Below are 248 nucleotides of genomic sequence, written 5' to 3' on the forward strand. Positions count from 1 at the left end.
GCGCTATATGGACGCCGCCCGTCCCGGCATCTATTGCCGCGTCATCAAAGGCGGTGTGGTCGAGGCCGGAATGCCGGTCGACCATCGGCTTTTTACGGGAGAGAAGGTGACGATGCCGGAGCTGATGAAAACCCTTGGCCGGCGGCTTTCGGAGGCGGACCGGGCGCGATATCTCGCCTCAGCGATCCACTACAAGCTTCGAGCGTTGTTGGAAGCCGGGCGCTGACCACCGGGCATAGGCGGCGTAT

Annotated in this window: 1 pseudogene; it reads left to right on the plus strand. The window is 63.3% G+C overall.

The features are described 5' to 3' along the window. A pseudogene (locus AF337_RS39245) lies at positions 1–226 on the plus strand (MOSC domain-containing protein); the annotation flags it as partial. Between the last annotated feature and the right edge of the window lie 22 nt (positions 227–248).

It is taken from the genome of Rhizobium ecuadorense (assembly GCF_001187535.1).
Taxonomy (GTDB): Bacteria; Pseudomonadota; Alphaproteobacteria; order Rhizobiales; family Rhizobiaceae; genus Rhizobium; species Rhizobium ecuadorense.